The 456-nt window shown below is 36.8% G+C and carries 1 pseudogene; it reads left to right on the plus strand.

What is annotated here, in order from left to right:
- Positions 1 to 364 precede the first annotated feature (364 nt).
- A pseudogene (locus tag Q3V31_RS30800) lies at positions 365 to 456 on the plus strand (WXG100 family type VII secretion target); the annotation flags it as partial.

The following is a 456-nucleotide window of genomic DNA, read 5'->3' on the forward strand; positions in this document are numbered from 1 at the left end:
AATTCCGAGTTCATCGCAATGGTTGCGGATAAGCTAAGACTTGAACATAAGGCTTCGTAAATATTGTCGTATTAATTTCATAACAAAATTTAATAACCAACGAATTACATATGTAGGCAATAAAGTACATAGGTAATTGGCGGTTAATTTAAAAACCTTCTAATTATTGGATTGAAATTTAGATCCTAATAATTAGGAGGTTTTTTGTTGATAGAAAGCACACAATTATTATATCGAGATTTAGGTGATTTATCCCGCTATTTGCCGGGCAGTAAGACTCCCACCTCAAAATTCGGCGGGAGCAAAGAAGTTAGGTGGAAGCCCTGCTGCCCGTAAACGCCCGATTGGTGAGGGGTGATAATCAAATGAAACAAAACCTCAAATGTTTAATGTGTTTCGGGAATTTGATAAGATTGCAGAAGAACTAATGCACGCTGCTGAAAAGTTTCGTAATGC

The sequence above is a fragment of the Bacillus nitratireducens genome (genome assembly GCF_036320425.1).
Taxonomy (GTDB): domain Bacteria; phylum Bacillota; class Bacilli; order Bacillales; family Bacillaceae_G; genus Bacillus_A; species Bacillus_A nitratireducens.